Below are 15,876 nucleotides of genomic sequence, written 5' to 3'. Positions count from 1 at the left end.
GTTTGGTATGCTGCAGCTTAAACCACCGTTAGTGATTCAAGCTTAATGCTTTTTATTTGCTTGCGGTTAATCATGGATAACTTAAGCTTTCGCTGCTGCCATCATTTCTGCAAACTTATCGAATAGTGGCGCGGCATCATGTGGGCCAGGACTGGCTTCTGGGTGACCTTGGAAGCTAAAGACTGGTTTATTGGTCAGCTCAATTCCTTGGTTGGTACCGTCAAATAATGAACGATGGGTAGATTTAACGTTATCTGGTAACGTATCTTCGTCAACTGCAAAACCATGGTTTTGACTGGTAATCATGACCGTACCAGTGGCTAAATCTTGTACTGGATGGTTAGCACCATGATGTCCAGTTTTCATTTTAATGGTGTTTGCACCGCTGGCAAGACCAATCAGCTGATGACCTAGGCAAATACCAAAAGTTGGAATCTCTGTTTGTTCAATGATATGACGTACCGCGTCGATAGCGTAATCACAGGCAGCAGGGTCACCAGGGCCATTTGATAAGAAAATACCGTCTGGGTTCATCGCGAGCACGTCTGCGATAGGCGTTTGCGCTGGGACAACGGTGACATGACAGCCACGGTCTACTAGCATACGCAAGATATTGGTTTTGCTACCGAAGTCGTAGGCAACAACGTTAAATTTTGCTTCAACATGCGTACCCAAATGCTTAAAAAAGCCGCCCGTGCCGCTGTCATGACTACCAGGCACGTCACGGTTGAGTAAGGTGTCTGATAAATCCCAGCTACCCGCTTTCCATTCAAAGGTCGTCGGCGTACAGCATTCTTTTGCCAAGTCCATGCCTTCAATACCAGCAAATTCTTGCGCCAATTTAATCGCTTGCTGCTCGTCGTCGCTGCTAATCGTTGCGCCGTTAGAGGCCGTCATGATACAACCGTTCTGAGCGCCTTTATCACGTAGTAGGCGGGTCAACTGGCGCGTATCAATTTCAGCGATGGCAACGGTATCGTGGTTCTGTAGATAATCGCTTAATGATTCAGAGTTGCGGAAGTTTGAAGTAACCAGCGTTGCATCACGAATGATAAGGCCTTCTGCCCATACTTGATGTCCATTACCAGACTCGACATCTTCAGCGTTGGTACCAGTATTGCCAATGTGCGGATAGGTTAGAGTCACTAGCTGGCGGGCGTAGCTTGGGTCGGTCAGGATTTCTTGATACCCTGTCATGGCTGTATTAAAGACCACCTCACCGACACGATGACCTTCACTACCGATACTAACACCGCGAAAAATCGTACCGTCTGCTAGTGCCAAAATTGCTTGTATTTCTGCCGATGAATTCAAGGGTTGCCTCCGCTATTATTTGTGAGTGCCACGATAATGTGATGGTTCAAATATTGACCTATAATCGCTATCTATACTGTTATAACTGCCGTCAAAACCAGAATAAAAAAGGCTAAAGCCAAAATTTTTCCACAAAAAAGCGAGAAGACATTATTGATGGAAACTACAAAACTCACTAGGTAGTGAATAGGTAACTTGCATCATGTCCGCTCGCTTAGGCACAGATTTTGCGCATTATATACAATATACGCCGATATAGCCAGCCGATTTTCTAGGTTAATGGCTACACTATAAATTAACTACTAAAACGGCTGGATTTTAATATATAGCTTTGCAACAATGGATGGCACTCAATTATATCTACTAAATAATAAAGTTAACACGTACAACTAAAACAAGGATTCGTTATGATTTATCAATATTTAGACAAAGTGCCTGAGTTTGCTAGTCCTTTTAACGGGTGGGTCGCAGATTCAGCGCGCGTCATCGGTGATGTTTATTTGGGTCATCAAGCCAGCGTTTGGTTTGGTGCTGTGCTGCGCGGTGACAATGAGCGCATTCATATTGGTGATTACAGCAACGTGCAAGAAAACAGCGTCATTCATACCGATGAAGGCATTGATGTCAAAATCGGTAATCATGTCACTATTGGTCATTTAGCCATGTTACATGGCTGCGAAGTGGGTGATAATAGTCTCATTGGCATTGGCGCAGTTATTTTAAATAATGCCAAAATTGGTAAAAATTGCATCATTGGTGCTAAAGCCTTAGTCACTGAAGGCAAAGAGATTCCAGATAATTCGCTCGTGATGGGCGCACCGGCAAAAGTGGTCAAAACTCTGACTGATGAGCAAGCGGCTATGATAAAAGAGTCTGCTATGCATTATGCGGCGCGTTGCCAGAAGTTTAAAACTGGTCTAAAAGAGATTAAGCAGCCAGAATAAGATAACTTTAACAACACTGAGTTAATAGCGATAAAAAGCATAGTGAGTTCAATATAAAAAAGATACAGCGGGACTGGGATGCTTAGTTTTTAATGTTGGTTTTTGCATCCTCTGTCGGCGTCGGCACAGTAAGCCAGAAAAACTTATACCAGTCCCGCGTCATAACCTAACGTATCCATTTTATTTAGTATCGGCTATATCAACCAATTCAACGATATAAAAATATCTTAACCAACACTTATTTTCAATGAGTAATTTAATATGAGCACCATAAACATCGACACTGCTTCCGTAGCACGTACCCTAGCGTTATTTGACTTAGACCACACTTTACTCGATGTCGATAGCGATTACCTATGGGGCGAATATATCGTCAAGCATGACCTCGTTGATGAAGCCGAATATCGTACTGCCAACCAAAAGTTTTATCAAGACTATATCGAAGGCACACTTGATGCGACGGAGTATAATGAATTTGTCGCGCAGTTTTTGAGCAGTTTGCCGATGGATAGACTGCATGAATTGCGCGAGGATTATATTAAAAGTGAAATCGAGCCTCATATTCGTCCAAAAGCGATGGAAGTACTGTGTCAGCACATTGAGCAAGGTCATGATGTTGTGATTATTTCTGCGACCAATGACTTTGTGGTGTCTGCTATTGCTGAACGGTTTGGCATTACAGAGGCCAATGTGCTTGCCACACCGCTTGAAATCAAAGATAAGCGCTATACTGGCAAATTGACTGATAAGCCAAACTTCCAAGCTGGCAAGATTTATCATCTTGATAAATGGCTTGATAAGCAGCAAATAGCAGGGGTTAAGTTTGAGAAAACTTACGCGTATTCAGACTCCAAAAATGACATCCCATTATTAAATTGGGCGGATATTGCTATTTGTGTCTCACCTGATGATGCACTGCATGCGCATGCGCTTGCCCATCGCTGGGCAGTAGAGGATTGGTCGATTTAGGCTGTGTAATGCTCCTTAATATAAACACTGTTTAATACAAAGGCAGTAATAATTAGCCAAACATGGTGTGCCAATCTCATTTAATATAACGCCATATCAGTAAGATACAATCAATCCATTATAAAATAAATACAGTGTTACTGGGATAAATTTTGCGCAGCCTCTGTCAGCGTAGACACAGCAAGCAAGTAAGATTTATACCAGTGACACGTTATAATGTTTGTACTCTTTTTATTTAAGATTAACTATATTTAATATTAACGAAACAGGAAAACCTATGGAAATCAATCCGTATCAAGAACAAATCAAAGATCTATCTGAGCGTGGACAGGACTTGCGGAGGTATCTTTGACTTCGATGGTAAGCAAGAACGCTTAGAAGAAGTCAATTTAGAACTAGAAAACCCTGAGCTATGGAATGATCCAGAGCGTGCCACCAAGATTAATAAAGAAAAAAGCCAGCTTGATGGGGTCATTGACGTAGTCGTCTCGCTTGAGACCACCTTAGAAGATGCGTCTGCCATGCTGGAGCTGGCGGTAGAGGCAGAAGACGAATCGTTGCTTGCTGATGTACAAGCCGAGCTCGACGATGCGGAAAAGCGCGTTGCGGACTTAGAGTTTCGTCGCATGTTTAGCGGTGAGATGGATCCAAATAACTGCTACTTGGATATTCAATCGGGCAGCGGCGGCACAGAAGCGCAAGATTGGGCAGAAATGCTGCTGCGTATGTATACGCGCTGGGCAGAAGCGCATGGTTTCAAAGTTGAAGTGATTGAAGTATCATCAGGTAGCGTCGCTGGTATCAAATCGGCCACGATTGAGATTAAGGGTGACTATGCTTTTGGCTGGTTACGTACCGAAATTGGTGTGCATCGCCTAGTCCGTAAATCGCCATTTGATAGTAATAATGGCCGTCATACCTCATTTGCGGCCGTTTTTGTCTCGCCTGAAATTGATGATAATATTGAGATTGATATCAATCCAGCGGATTTGCGTATCGATACTTATCGCTCATCGGGCGCAGGTGGTCAGCACGTTAACACCACCGATTCTGCCGTACGTATCACCCACGAACCAAGTGGCGTGGTAGTGACTTGTCAGAACGAGCGTAGCCAACATGGTAACAAAGCCACGGCGATGAAAATGCTACGTGCTAAGCTTTATGAGCTTGAGATGCAAAAACGTATGGAATCTCAGCAAGCGGTTGAAGATGGTAAATCTGATGTCGGTTGGGGCAGTCAAATCCGCTCTTATGTACTCGATGATTCACGTATCAAAGACTTACGTACCGGCGTTGAGACCTTTAACACGGGTGCGGTGCTAGATGGTGATCTCGATCAATTTATCGAGGCAAGCCTAAAAGCGGGATTATAAAGATATCTTTTAGGATTTAAATAAACTAGAAATTAAACAAAACTACTTAAGGAAAAGTTATGCTAAGCGTTAATAATTATTTTGATGACAAAGTAACTTCTATTGCTTTTCAGACGGCGACTAAGCCAGCTACTGTCGGTGTCATGAGCATTGGTGAATATGAGTTTGGTACCAGCGAATTTGAAACCATGACAGTCGTTAGTGGGGCGTTGATTGTAAAGCTACCAGAAAGTGATGAATGGCAAACCTTTAATGCTGGCGAGCAATTTACTATTGAAGCCAATAAGAAGTTTAATGTCAAAGTTGAAGTAGAAACCGCTTATTTATGTACTTATGGTAAATAGTGGCTTTTAACTTATAGACATATTAGCTAAATTAACGCCAAGTGTTTAACGCTTGGCGTTTTTTTTATAAATGTTTTTTGAATTAGGTATGATTCATAAAATATTTGGCAATCGTTATAAGTTTTTACGATACTGCACCATATCAGTTTGGGTGGCAATTACATCATATAGTTTGCGCGCGGTGGTATTTCCTTCTTGAGTTGTCCAATAAACACGATTGCAATTTTTCTTATTAGCAAATTCATATACCTGTTCAATCAGTGCACGTCCTACACCTTGCCCACGAACAGATTCACTAACATACAGATCCTCTAAATAACAACACTCGGTCGTATTCCAAGTATTGAGATGTAGCACCACATGCGTGATACCTACCAAAGTATCGTCTTGCCAAGCTCCAAAGCCATAAATCGGTGCGTTATTATCAAGTAGTTTGTGCCACGTTGTATTAGTCGTACTCAGTGGCAAACTGGTTTCATAAAATGCCAAATAACGTTGCCACAAGTCTAACCAACTATCGTAATCAGTATTGGATAATGTAGCGGTTTTTATCGAAATATTTTTTGTCATATTTGGCTCACTCTTAATGGATATTTAACGTTAGACGAATTTTATAACTTTCGTAGCAGTTTAGGGTCTGTTGAACATTCAAATATTAGGACTGCTGATAGCTAAAATCACCCCAAACATCTTATCAAATCAGGCGTAAACCGACGATAATGTCGAGACCTTAGCTAGGTTTATAACAACGTTTGGGGTGGTTTTAGCATCAGCCTTTCAGGGCAGGGCTATTTTTTGCCAATACATGGCGAAATTGTCTAACCTAGAATGACTAGGCGTCAAAAATTTCACTGCGTATTGTCTAAAAAATAGCCACTGCCAGTACCACATTTGAATAATCAAACAGACCCTAATAAGTTAGATTTTACACAGCATTACACTTTATCTGTGGCAAGTAAACAGCAAAAATAATGACAGTTAATTATGCTAAAACAATAACTTTCAATAGGCGTACTGTTTTATGGCAAAGGCAAATCAGCAAGCAATTACAGAAGATACGCGTCATGATTACGAGCATTTAGCGCGCCGTGCCAATCTACGCTACGTGAGCGACGATGAACCTGGATTTACACGTAGACGTTGGGGGCGCGGGTTTACTTACCGTGATGCGACTGGCAAGACTGTGAAAGATAAAGCTTTGCGCAAGCGTTTTGATGCTTTAGTTATTCCACCGATGTGGTCAGAGGTTTGGATATGCCAAGATGACAAAGGCCATCTGCAATCAACGGGTCGCGATGACAAAGCACGCAAACAGTATTTGTATCATCCATCATGGAACAATATCCGTGATCAGGCTAAGTTTGATGCCATGATAGGTTTTGCAGAAGCCCTACCAAATCTACGCGCACAAGTCGAAAAAGATTTAGAAGCTGAGTCATTATCGCGTGAAAATGTACTGGCTGCAGTCGTCAAGTTGCTTGAGACTACTTTGATTCGTATTGGTAACAGCCGCTATGCTAAACTCAATAAAAGCTACGGCCTTAGCACTTTAAGAAGCAAACATGTCAGCGAAACAGACAAGGGTTTGGCTTTTGATTTTGTCGGTAAAAGTTCGAAGGAGCATCATATTGAACTGCAGGACGAGCGTTTAATTGACATTGTGCAGGCATGTAGTGAGCTGCCCGGTTATCAGATTTTCAAATATTTGGATGAAAATGGCGATAAGCAAGTTATTGATAGTGCAAATATTAATGACTATTTGCGGACGCATACTTGCGGCAACGATTGTGAAAGCAAGATGTATAGTGCAAAGGATTTTCGTACATGGATGGCGAGTGTGCTGGCGGCCAGCTACCTTTATGATGAATTGCAAACGTCAGTAGGCAAGGAGATACTGGCAAGTGCACCTGACAGCGACGAGCGCCAACAGCTCATTACGGATATGGTCAAAGATGTAGCGGATGAGCTAGGCAATACGCCCGCCGTGTGCCGAGCTTCCTATATTCATCCCGTCATTCTTGAGAAGTTTTTAGTGGGAGAATTTTTTGAGACTTATAAACAAGCACGTCGTGGACGCACTAAAGAATATCAACGCTGTGAAGAGAAAGCGTTACTTGGGTTTTTAAGTACATTAGAATGAATTTATAGCTGTTAGAAAGCTTGCATTTAATCGTAAAAATGATACGTTATGTATTGAAATAAACATAGAAATGCGTTACTAATAGGTTATATTAAATGTAAGAATAAGAGACGGTCTATAGGATATGACCGTTTTACTATTAGAACTAACATATATCCGATTTGACCCGTTGATCTCTATTTATAAATTGCTAAAGGATTAGCTCATGACTATCTCATCTTCAAATATCAATTCATCTCAAAACACTGCTTCGAATACTTCAAACACTCTAACAAGCTATGCTGATTATTATAATAATTTTGACATGGATGCGTTATTAACAGAAATCTTTGATGAGCATCTGGACGATCGGCTTAATGCTTATATGGCTTGCTGTGGCCGTCATGTGCGTGATGGTCGTGCTGATAATATCGCACTGGTACATGAAGATACTGCGGGCAATGTAACGCGTATGAGTTTTGGTGAATTAGATAAAGCCAGCGCACAGGTAGCCAGGTTATTACAGTCTTATGGTGTAAAAGTCGGTGACCAAGTAGCGACCATGCTACCGCGTACACCTGAGTTATTAATAGTTGTGTTAGCAACGTGGCGATTAGGGGCAGTTTATCAACCGTTATTTACCGCTTTTGGCTATGATTCAATCAAGTACCGAATGGATAAAGCCAATACCAAAGTCGTTTTTACCAATAAAGAGAATCGTAGCAAGTTTGAAGATTTGGCCGAGCAAACCAAAATGGTCTTAATTGGTAGTGCAGTTGATAGTAGGGCTTGGGGTGACGACAATTATGACGATATGATAGCAACACAGCCGCAAGCTATAGAACCAGTCTTGTTAGATACGGATGCGTCATTTTTGCAAATGTTTACCTCAGGAACGGTTGGCAAGTCAAAAGGCGTCAGTGTTCCATTAGCTGCGTTGCCAGCTTTTTATCTATATATGCGCTATGCAATTGATCTACGCCAGAGTGATAATTATTGGAATATGGCAGATCCAGGCTGGGCGTACGGTTTGTATTATGCGATTACCGGACCTCTATTATTAGGTGTCACGACTTATTTTAATGAAGCGGGGTTTGATGCTACCAATACGCGCGACTTTATGGTGCGTCATAAGATTACCAATTTGGCTTCTTCGCCAACGGCATTTCGCATGATGAAATCCAGCGGTGTCTTTGAAGAAATCTCCGAAAATAACTCTTCAAAATTATCATTGCGCTGTGCTAATTCAGCAGGTGAAACTTTGAATACTGAAGTAGTAAGCTGGATTGAAAGTCACTTAGGTTGCAAAGTCTGTGATCAGTATGGACAGACAGAGACCGGAATGACCTGCTGTGAGCATCATGCGTTAGAACATGAATGTCCCGTCGGCTCGATGGGCATGGCGTTACCAGGGCACACCCTCGTCGTATTGGGTGATGATATGCAAGTATTGCCTGATGGCGAGCAAGGCCAGCTGGCAGTTGTAGTCAGTCAATCGCCAGCGTTTTATTTCCGTGGTTATAGCTGGAACGAAAAACAGGCTTTCTTTGAAGATTATTATCTGACAGGAGATGTGGTTGAGCGCCATAGTGACGGCAGTTATTGGTTCTCAGGTCGTGATGATGACATCATTACTACGGCAGGTTACCGTGTCGGTCCAACTGATGTTGAAAACACTGTATTAGAACATGAGGCTGTTGCTGAATCGGCTGCCGTCGGTGTCCCTGACGAGGTGCGCGGACATAATATCAAATCTTATGTGGTGCTAAAAGATGGCATCGAAGGCAGTGACGAGATTGCCCAGCAAATTAAAGACTTGGTACGTAAGCGTTTATCGACCCATGCTTATCCACGCGAGATTGAGTTTGTTGCAGCATTACCAAAGACGCCAAGTGGTAAGATTCAACGCTTTTTATTACGAAGTCTGACTGCTGAATAAATAGGCTTAATTGTCAAAATTTTTAATGCTTTCAACTAAAAATACTAAATCTTAAATGGTTAAGGAATAATCATGCAAATTCAACAACACAGCTTTTTGGTTACCGGTGGTGCATCAGGATTGGGTGAGTCAGTCGTTCGTGCCATCGTTAGTGAAGGCGGCAAAGTCGTCATCGCTGATTTGAATGAGTCAACTGGACAAGCATTGGTCGATGAACTGGGTGACAATGCTCGCTTTGTACGCTGTGATGTTACCAGTGGCGAAGAGGTACAAGCGGCTGTTGATAAGGCCGAAAAAGAGTTTGGCGGTTTGCAAGGTTCAATTAACTGCGCAGGCATCGCTGTCGTACAAAAGCTACTCGATCGCGAAAACAATCCAGCGGACCTTGATGCCTTTAGTCGCGGGGTTAATATCAACCTTATTGGCTCTTTTAACGTGGCACGTTTGGTCGCGGCCTCCATTGCTAAGCGCATAGCGAATAACAGTGATACAGAGAGCGCCGCAGAGAAGAACGTCGATAATGGTGTCATTATCAATACTGCATCTATCGCTGCTTTTGATGGGCAAGTAGGACAGGCAAGCTATGCATCGTCCAAAGCTGGCGTGGTCGGTTTAACTTTGCCACTAGCGCGTGAGCTGGCACGTCATGGTATACGCGTCATGACTATCGCACCTGGGGTGTTTGCTACTCCAATGATGGAGACTATCCCTGAAAAAGCTCGTGAGCAGTTAGAGGCTGGCGTTCCTTATCCTAAGCGTTTGGGCAATCCAAATGAATTTGCCAAACTGGTCACTCACATTATTGATAATGCTTACCTTAATGGGGAAGTCATTCGCCTAGATGGCGCCATTCGTATGGTCTAACTTACTACCAGCTAGTTACAAAATATCTTTAACAATTAAGTCTTATTCATAAAATTTTCACAAAATTTGGCATAGCGCTTTGATACATTAGGCAGATTCATTATCAGATTGGTACATTGTGATTTAGTTCTCCAATAGCCAATCATAAGGATCAAAGCCTATGTCGTTTTCTCCCATGAATATCAGCAAACATTGTCTAATTATTTCTATTGGACTTGCGATTGCTGTCGTTAGTACAAGTGCGATAGCTCATATAAAAAAAGTATCGGTCGATACGCAAGCTCTCTTTCATAACCCCAAAGCCATTCCTAATACGGTAATTATTGATAAAGTCTTTGTCGATAAATCTGCGCGCACCCTACAATTACTCAGCAATAACGAAGTGATTAAATCCTATCGTATTGCGCTAGGAGATAGTCCAGTAGGTCATAAGCAGCAAGAAGGCGATCAGCGTACGCCAGTATGCATCTATAATTTAGATTATAGGAATGAAAATTCTATCGCCTATCGTTCTATCCATATCAGTTATCCTAATGCCGCTGACAAGGCTCAAGCTGAAGCGCTCGGCGTGAATCCTGGTGGGGATATTATGATTCATGGGCAAATGAATGGCTTTGGTCATCTAGCGTGGATTAACCAAAAACGCGACTGGACCGATGGTTGTATCGCTGTCGCCAACGATGAGATGGATGAGATTATGGATACCGTTGCGCTAGGCATTCCGATTGAAATAGTAGAGTGATGAGCAGTTTTGTTTTCTGTTGCATTAATAATGAACGTTAATTATAATTTTTCACTCTCAAGCACTAGGGCGTGTCCTCAATCTGAACGAACCTTTTTACCTATAAAAAGTGGGTTGAATATTATTACTAGGTTATAACAACACCGTATATCGTGGTAATAAGACCGTATATCAATTATGTTTTATGTTGCTAGTTTTCTTTTAATATTTCTATGCTATTGTCTATAATCGCTTATACGAATGTAAGGGGAAAACTGTGTTTGATAAATATACTCACCATGAGTATAGAAATGACATCCAAGGATTAAGAGCGGTAGGCGCCATTATTATTATGGTTTTCCATATATGGTTCAATAAGGTATCAGGCGGGGTTGATGTCTTTTTCGTCGTTTCTGGGTTTTTGATGGCTTCAATTGTATTGAAGGGTTATTTTTTAAACGGTACATTTAGCCCATTTCCTTTCTGGGGAGGGGTGATAAAGAGAGTGGCACCATCAGCATATATCGTGCTTGCAGCTACATTAATTGCTAGCTACTTTATTTCATCTCCAGTCCTTATATATACTGTGCTACATGAGATAATTGCCAGTGCCTTACATCTTGAAAACATACAACTGATTAGACTTTCTGTCGATTATCTATCTTCTGGTAGTCCGCCTAGTCCTGTACAACAGTTTTGGGCGCTATCTATCCAGATGCAGTTTTATGTGGTTTTCCCGCTAATTCTAATTCCTCTAGCTTATATCGCTAAGAAAAAACAAACCTCAGCGCCTTTATTTTTAGGAGTAATTTTCGTCATATTGGCGTCTTTTGCATATGCTACGGTGTTGGTTAAAGATGATCCAGCGATGAGTTACTTTAATCCGCTATCAAGAATTTGGGAGTTTTTCTTTGGATCACTCGCATTTCTTTTAATCTCAAATGCTAAAAAAATAAAATATAGACAAATATTGGGGGTTGTAGGTATTGCTCTGATTGTTGGTGGAGCTATATTGATTCCTAGAGGGGCAAGTTTTTCAGGTCCTGTATCATTAATTCCGGTACTGGGTGCAGTTTTTATTATCATGTCGGGCGTTGGCGGTAAGGGCGTAATAAACAACCTATTATCGAATAAATTCTTAGTGTTTTTAGGCGGTATATCTTTTACTATTTACCTTTGGCACTGGCCTATCTTAGTATTTTATAAAGAATATTTTGGTTATGAATCTGTTAGTCTGTTACAAGGACTAATGATTATGATTGCCTCTACAGTTTTGGCATACTTCACCAGTAAAAAAATAGAATCTCCTTTTAGAAAAATACCAAGAGAAAAAGTACTTGTTAACTTCTCAATCGGAGTCCTGTTTTTCTTACCGGTGATGGTAGCGGCTTTCGCATTTAGACATGAAGTAGTATCTACCACCGAAAGTGCAAAGACAGCGTTGGAAAGTAAGTCTGTTGAACCCTTTAAGGGCGACAGTATCTACGTAGAAGATCGAGCCTTCAAACCAGATCGCGATCGGCTGCTTACGATAAAACAAAGAGTTCCTGCTGCCTATGCTCCTGGCTGTAATCAATCTATGGATGGAGAGGAGGTCACTACTTGCGAATTTGGAGACCTGAGTTCTGATAAAGAAATTGTACTAGCAGGAGGATCTCATGCCGTACAATGGATTACAGCGCTAGATACCATTGGACAAGATAATAATTTTAAAGTTATCAATATGACTAAGGCCGGATGCCCTTTAGGAGCACTTGAAGAGTCGAATGAATCTTGTCAAAAATGGAACGAAGCCGCCATTGAAAAAATTATAGATATAAACCCTTATGCAGTCATTACAAACTCTACTAGAGTGAACTTAGAGAAAGGCGAATTTATTCCTCCATCATATGTTGATAGCTGGAAAGTGCTTGCTGATAACAAAATCGATGTTATCGGTATAAGAGATAATCCACGTTTCGACTTTGATGTACCGGACTGTCTACATAGGAATAGAAACGGGTCAGACGCAGATGCTTGTACCATAGATCGTGCAGATGCTTTACTACCGACTGATCCTACTTTAGAGTATCAAGACATTATTACGGGCATTGATATGTCAGATATGTTCTGTACCGCCGAAAAATGTCTGACTACTTTTTCTGAAAAAATAATGTACCGTGATGCTGAACATATCAGCATAGAGTATGCTCATTTTATAAAAGATAAATTTGAGGATAAGCTAAAAGGCGCATTATCCACTCTCAGTTAAATAGAGTTTATAGTCGTATATAAGCAAATCAAGATAGCACCAAAATTAGGAAGTAGGGTAATGGATATACGACAAGTATAACTGTTAGCCTACTTCCTTTTTTGCTTAAAAATATTGTCTTTTGTCTTGAGATTTTGCACTTGAAATATATTCTAAAAATACCAATTAATAGTCAATATTAATATCAATACTAGTGGTAAGGTTTAATCTTTGCAGAGGTTGTAATCAGTCTGTCTTATGTATATACCAGAAAGTCATTATCTATTATTGACACGGTATACTTTTTAGTTGAAATACAATTCAACATACCGCATATATATAACAGTTGAACAAAAGGGTTACACTATAAATCCACTACAAAGACTATTGATAAATACTAATTATAAAAGGTGAGAATATGAGGTTTGAAAAATTTACGCAGAAGCTACAGGCCGCCATTCAAGAGGCGCAAAGTCTAGCACTAGGTCGTGATAATACTGGGATTGATCCGGTGCATTTACTGGCAGTTTTATTACAGGATGAGTCTAACTTGTCTATCTGTCAGCAAGCAGGTGCATCTATTCCAGCATTAAAGAATGGCGTGGCGAAGGCATTGGACAATCAAGCTAAGATTGCTGAACCTACCGGTGATGTAAATCTAAATCCAAACGCAGTTAAAATTCTAAATTTGGCCGATCGCCAAGCGCAAAAAGCTGGTGATGATTTTATTGCAACAGAATGGGTTATATTGGCACTGGCTGAACAAGGCGAGACCAAAAAAATATTTGAAAGTGCAGGAGTGACTGCTGCTAAGTTAAAAGTAGTAATCGAGCAGCTACGTGGTAATGAGAAGGTAGACAATCAAAACGCTGAAGATCAGCGTGATGCACTTAATAAGTATACGATTAATTTAACCGAGCAAGCAGAACTCGGTAAGCTTGATCCAGTCATTGGCCGTGATGAAGAGATTCGCCGTACCATTCAGGTACTGTCACGTCGTACTAAAAACAACCCTGTACTCATCGGTGAGCCGGGTGTTGGTAAGACTGCTATTGTCGAAGGACTGGCGCAAAAAATCATCAATGGTGATGTACCAGAAGGTCTACGCCGCAAAGAAGTGCTATCGTTAGATTTAGGCGCATTGATAGCTGGTGCAAAATTCCGTGGCGAGTTTGAAGAGCGTCTCAAAAGTGTGCTTAGTGATTTAGCCAAGCAAGAAGGTAATGTCATCTTATTCATTGATGAGCTGCATACCATGGTTGGGGCGGGTAAATCGGAAGGTGCGATGGATGCAGGTAACATGTTAAAACCTGCGCTGGCACGTGGTGAGCTACATTGCGTCGGTGCCACTACTTTGGATGAGTATCGTCAGTATATCGAAAAGGATGCGGCGCTTGAGCGTCGTTTCCAAAAAGTCTTGGTCGATGAGCCGACAGTTGAAGATACTATTGCTATTCTGCGTGGTCTCAAAGACCGTTATGAGCTGCATCATGGGGTCGTTATTCAAGATAGCGCTATCATTGCGGCTGCGCGTATGAGTCATCGCTATATTACTGATCGTAAACTGCCGGATAAGGCGATTGATCTCATTGACGAAGCAGCCAGTCGTCTGCGGATGGAGATGGACAGTAAGCCTGAGGCATTAGGTAAGCTCGATAGCCGTCTGATTCAGTTAAAAATGCAGCGCGAAGTGTTGAAAAACGAAGAAGATGCGGGTGCGAAAGCAGAGCTCAAAATACTAGATACACAGATTGAAGAAGTTGAAAAAGAGTCTGCTGACCTCAATGAGATTTGGCAGGCTGAAAAGGCTTTAGTTGAAGGTAGTAAACAACATAAAGAAAACTTGGATAAAGCACGTATTCAGCTAGAAAAAGCCTCGCGTGATGGCGATTATGCAGAAATGTCTCGATTACAATATGGTGTGATACCCGAACTTGAAAAACAAATTGCCGAGATTGATTTGGCTGAGCAAAAGGAGCAAGCAGGCGAGCCAATATCCGTCAAATTATTGCGGAATAAAGTAACTGACAATGAGGTTGCTGAAGTAGTCGCAGCGGCAACCGGTATTCCTGTCAGTAAAATGATGCAAGGTGAGCGCGATAAGATGCTGGCGATGGAAGACAAGCTCCACGAACGCGTCATTGGTCAAGATGAAGCAGTTGAGTCGGTTGCCAATGCGGTGCGCCGTAGTCGTGCAGGCTTATCTGACCCGAATCGTCCTTCTGGCTCGTTCTTATTCCTAGGGCCAACAGGTGTAGGTAAGACTGAGCTGACCAAATCATTAGCAAACTTCTTGTTTGATAGTGAAGATGCGATGGTGCGTATCGACATGAGTGAGTTCATGGAAAAGCACAGTGTCAGTCGCTTGGTAGGTGCGCCTCCTGGTTATGTCGGCTACGAAGAGGGTGGTACATTGACAGAAGCGGTACGCCGCAAGCCTTATAGTGTCGTGCTGTTCGATGAGGTAGAAAAAGCGCACCCTGATGTGTTCAATATCTTGTTGCAAGTATTGGACGATGGGCGCTTGACTGACTCGCAAGGTCGCGTAGTAGACTTTAAGAATACCGTTATCATCATGACCAGTAACTTGGGTTCACATAAAATCCAAGAAATGGTTGGCGACGATTACAAAGACATCAAAGCGGCAGTGATGGATTCAGTTGGCGAGCATTTCCGTCCTGAGTTTGTGAACCGTATTGATGAGATTGTAGTGTTCCATGCGCTGGGTCAAGAACAAATGGCCGGTATTGCTGATATTCAGCTAGAGCGTCTGCGCCATCGCTTGCAAGAGCGTGAGCTAGACATTACGCTATCTGATGAAGCAATGAGTCAGCTGGTCGCAGTTGGTTATGATCCTGTATACGGTGCGCGTCCGCTCAAGCGTGCTATCCAACAAGAGATTGAAAACCCGCTATCATTGAAATTGCTGGCAGGTGACTTTGTCGCGGGTGACATCATTAAAGTCGATGTTGGTCTAGATGATAAGCTGACTTTCGATAAACTTAGAATGAGCTAATAAAGTCAATTCAATGATCCTACATTAGGATATTAGTTTGGCA

12 protein-coding genes are annotated in these 15,876 nt (G+C 41.8%); 10 read left to right on the top strand and 2 right to left on the bottom strand.

What is annotated here, in order from left to right; all coding sequences use genetic code 11:
* Positions 1–81: 81 nt before the first annotated feature.
* Positions 82–1,314, bottom strand: a complete 1,233-nt coding sequence (gene carA / locus ACTQ9S_RS05395; RefSeq protein WP_351119152.1) for a glutamine-hydrolyzing carbamoyl-phosphate synthase small subunit — start codon at positions 1,312–1,314, stop codon at positions 82–84.
* 407 nt (positions 1,315–1,721) lie between these two features.
* Here carA and ACTQ9S_RS05390 point away from each other — a divergent pair, with 407 nt between their 5' ends.
* The 4 genes from ACTQ9S_RS05390 (at position 1,722) to ACTQ9S_RS05375 (ending at position 4,944) form a co-directional block, all read left to right on the top strand.
* On the top strand, positions 1,722–2,258 hold the full coding sequence (locus tag ACTQ9S_RS05390) for a gamma carbonic anhydrase family protein (RefSeq protein WP_068034945.1): 537 nt from the start codon (positions 1,722–1,724) through the stop codon (positions 2,256–2,258).
* Between the two features lie 261 nt (positions 2,259–2,519).
* A complete protein-coding gene (locus tag ACTQ9S_RS05385; RefSeq protein ID WP_351119155.1) occupies positions 2,520–3,227 on the top strand; it encodes an HAD family hydrolase in 708 nt (235 codons plus the stop codon).
* A 277-nt stretch (positions 3,228–3,504) separates the two neighbouring features.
* Positions 3,505–4,600 (top strand): peptide chain release factor 2 gene (prfB, locus tag ACTQ9S_RS05380; protein WP_149031842.1). Its coding sequence is split into 2 segments (ribosomal slippage): positions 3,505–3,576 and positions 3,578–4,600, totalling 1,095 coding nucleotides; the frame shifts between segments, so codons are not numbered across the junction.
* A 59-nt stretch (positions 4,601–4,659) separates the two neighbouring features.
* Entirely contained in the window at positions 4,660–4,944 is a 285-nt protein-coding gene (locus ACTQ9S_RS05375; protein WP_351119157.1) for a pyrimidine/purine nucleoside phosphorylase, read from the top strand.
* Between the two features lie 114 nt (positions 4,945–5,058).
* On the opposite strand, the gene ACTQ9S_RS05370 is transcribed toward ACTQ9S_RS05375, so the two are convergent.
* Positions 5,059–5,514: a GNAT family N-acetyltransferase gene (locus ACTQ9S_RS05370; RefSeq protein ID WP_351119159.1), complete on the bottom strand. Its 456-nt coding sequence runs from the start codon at positions 5,512–5,514 to the stop codon at positions 5,059–5,061.
* Between the two features lie 451 nt (positions 5,515–5,965).
* Here ACTQ9S_RS05370 and ACTQ9S_RS05365 point away from each other — a divergent pair, with 451 nt between their 5' ends.
* From ACTQ9S_RS05365 to clpB, 6 genes are all read left to right on the top strand, one after another.
* The gene (locus ACTQ9S_RS05365) at positions 5,966–7,084 is read left to right on the top strand and encodes a DNA topoisomerase IB (protein ID WP_351119161.1); all 1,119 of its coding nucleotides are present in this window, start codon (positions 5,966–5,968) and stop codon (positions 7,082–7,084) included.
* A 205-nt stretch (positions 7,085–7,289) separates the two neighbouring features.
* A complete protein-coding gene (locus ACTQ9S_RS05360; RefSeq protein WP_351119163.1) occupies positions 7,290–9,002 on the top strand; it encodes an AMP-binding protein in 1,713 nt (570 codons plus the stop codon).
* 72 nt (positions 9,003–9,074) lie between these two features.
* Positions 9,075–9,866: an SDR family NAD(P)-dependent oxidoreductase gene (locus ACTQ9S_RS05355; protein WP_351119165.1), complete on the top strand. Its 792-nt coding sequence runs from the start codon at positions 9,075–9,077 to the stop codon at positions 9,864–9,866.
* A gap of 160 nt (positions 9,867–10,026) precedes the next feature.
* The gene (locus ACTQ9S_RS05350) at positions 10,027–10,608 is read left to right on the top strand and encodes a L,D-transpeptidase family protein (RefSeq protein ID WP_351119167.1); all 582 of its coding nucleotides are present in this window, start codon (positions 10,027–10,029) and stop codon (positions 10,606–10,608) included.
* A 256-nt stretch (positions 10,609–10,864) separates the two neighbouring features.
* Entirely contained in the window at positions 10,865–12,838 is a 1,974-nt protein-coding gene (locus tag ACTQ9S_RS05345; RefSeq protein ID WP_351119169.1) for an acyltransferase family protein, read from the top strand.
* A 397-nt stretch (positions 12,839–13,235) separates the two neighbouring features.
* Positions 13,236–15,833: an ATP-dependent chaperone ClpB gene (gene clpB, locus ACTQ9S_RS05340; protein WP_068326636.1), complete on the top strand. Its 2,598-nt coding sequence runs from the start codon at positions 13,236–13,238 to the stop codon at positions 15,831–15,833.
* Positions 15,834–15,876: the final 43 nt, after the last annotated feature.

The sequence above is a fragment of the Psychrobacter sp. ASPA161_9 genome, from assembly GCF_051970275.1.
Lineage (GTDB): Bacteria > Pseudomonadota > Gammaproteobacteria > Pseudomonadales > Moraxellaceae > Psychrobacter.
Note: the sequence above shows the minus strand (reverse complement) of the source record. Positions and strands in the feature narration are given on the sequence as shown.